General features: G+C 63.3%; 2 protein-coding genes. Both read left to right on the top strand.

Annotation, left to right across the window (positions count from 1 at the left end; translation table 11 throughout):
• Positions 1-160 precede the first annotated feature (160 nt).
• On the top strand, positions 161-1,774 hold the full coding sequence (gene hisS / locus JOZ76_RS09210; RefSeq protein ID WP_291698315.1) for a histidine--tRNA ligase: 1,614 nt from the start codon (positions 161-163) through the stop codon (positions 1,772-1,774).
• Between the two features lie 216 nt (positions 1,775-1,990).
• Positions 1,991-2,194: a tautomerase family protein gene (locus JOZ76_RS09205; protein WP_291698314.1), complete on the top strand. Its 204-nt coding sequence runs from the start codon at positions 1,991-1,993 to the stop codon at positions 2,192-2,194.
• The last annotated feature ends 197 nt before the right edge of the window (positions 2,195-2,391 follow it).

The following is a 2,391-nucleotide window of genomic DNA, read 5'->3' as shown; positions in this document are numbered from 1 at the left end:
AATTGGTCCGCCGGTTCCAGGCGGCAACGGCGTACTTGCCGCCTGCATGTCGGGTGGGCTAAGCGAAGGCGAGCCCACCATTGGTGCCGCAAATTCGGTGGGCACGGCGCGAAGAACGCGCCTTTGCCCACCCTACAATTTGCTGCTAGCAACGCGCTTCATGGCTGACAAACCCAAGAAACCGCAAAAGCTGAAGGCGCGGCTGCCGCGCGGGCTGGAAGATCGTGGCCCGGCCGCGATCAACGCCACGCGCGCGATGACCGACAAGATCCGCGCCGTCTATGAGCGCTACGGCTTTGAGCCGGTGGAGACGCCGGCGTTCGAATACACCGATGCGCTGGGAAAATTCCTGCCCGACCAGGACCGGCCCAATGAGGGCGTGTTCTCGTTTCAGGACGATGACGAGCAGTGGATCTCACTGCGCTACGACCTTACCGCGCCGCTCGCGCGGTACGTCGCGGAGCGGTACGGCACGGAAAATATCGTTCTGCCTTACCGCAGCTACCGCTTCGGCTATGTCTATCGGAACGAGAAGCCGGGACCCGGCCGCTTCCGTCAGTTCATGCAGTTCGATGCCGACACCATCGGCACCGCGCCATCGGGGCAATCGAGCGCAGCCGCCGATGCCGAGATGTGCATGATGGCCGCCGACACAATGGAAGCGCTCGGCATCCCCCGCGGCTCCTACGTGGTGAAGGTGAACAACCGAAAAGTGCTCGACGGTGCGATGGAATCGATCGGGCTCGGTGGTGACGAGAATGGGGGCCGCAGGCTGACGGTGCTGCGCGCGATCGATAAGCTTGACCGATTGGGCGAGCAGGGCGTGCGCGAACTGTTGGGCCCAGGACGCAAGGACGAGAGCGGTGACTTCACCAAGGGCGCCGCCCTGGAGGCCACTCAGATCGCCAAGATCGAAGCCTTTGTCAATGCGCGCGCCAGCGTGAAAGCGCCGGTCGTAGCCTACGGCGGAAGCCGCGAGGTGCTGGCACGTGTCGTCGACGATCCCGACCGGAAAGAGAATGAATATTTCACCGCGCTGAAGATCGCCGATGGGCTTCGCGCCACGTTCCAGGATTCCAAACTTGCGATGGATGGGGTCGACGAACTGGTCGAGATCGCGCGCCTGGTCGACGCAGCCGGCTATCAGGACCAGATCATCGTCGACCCATCTGTCGTGCGCGGTCTCGAATATTACACTGGCCCGGTCTATGAGGTCGAACTGCTGCTCGACACCAAGGACGAAAAGGGGCGGCCGGTGCGCTTCGGCTCGGTTGGCGGCGGCGGGCGCTATGATGGCCTCGTCTCGCGCTTCCGCGGCGAGGTGGTGCCGGCGACCGGATTTTCGATCGGCGTGTCGCGGCTGCAGGCCGCGCTCACCCTGCTCGGCAAGCTCGACACGCGCCCCGAGTTCGGGCCGGTCGTCGTCACCGTGTTCGATCGCGACCGCGTCGCCGACTACCAGAAATTCGTTGCGCGATTGCGCAACGCGAACATTCGCGCCGAGCTCTACCTCGGTAATCCCAAGAACATGGGCAACCAGCTCAAATATGCCGATCGCCGCAACTCGCCCTGCGTCATTATCCAGGGCAGCGACGAGAAGGCGCGCGGCGAGGTGCAGATCAAGGATCTGATCGAGGGCGCGAAGGCCGCCGCCACGATCGCCTCGAACCAGGAATGGCGTGAGAGCCGCCCGGCGCAGTTCTCCTGCCCGGAACGCGAGATTGTCGATCGCGTGCGCGAGATCCTCGCGCGCCATGACGTGAGTTGGGGATAGAACGCTGTAAGCTGTCATGCCCGCCATCGGGTCTCGCCTTCGGCGAGCCCGACGACAGGCTCCAGCGGGCAACCAGTAACCCCCAACGTTTCTGCAGAACTGAGCCGCCGCGGCGTACTGGATCATCCGCTTTCGCGGATGATGACATCAGTGCAAGATGCTTTGCCTGCGGCTTGTCGCACAGCAGCCTTATGGAAGGCTAAAGGGGAGAGAACGATGCCTGAGATTACCGTGAACATGGCCGTTGGCCGCACCGACGAGCAGAAGGCCGGCATGATGCGCGACATCACCCAGGCGCTGGTGAAGAATCTCGGCGTCGATGCCGATGCGGTGGTGATCCAGATCAACGAAGCCCCGCTGCATCACAAGATGAAGGGCGGCAAGACCTTCGTGGAACGCGCTGCGGCGGCGAAGAAGTGACGCGCAGCGTCATTCCGGGGCGCGCGTAAGCGCGAACTATGGTGCGCAATTGCGCAACTGAGAATCTCGAGATTCCGGGTTCGATGCTACGCATCGCGCCGGAATGACGGTAGCAATCTACACGTCAATTGTCGGGATGAATGGGCATGCGTCGCCGAGAACTGCTGGGTCTAGCTGCGGCGCTGGCCGGCGCCGGC

Source organism: Bradyrhizobium sp. (assembly GCF_019244115.1).
Lineage (GTDB): Bacteria > Pseudomonadota > Alphaproteobacteria > Rhizobiales > Xanthobacteraceae > Bradyrhizobium.
This window is presented reverse-complemented; position numbering and strand designations above follow the sequence as displayed.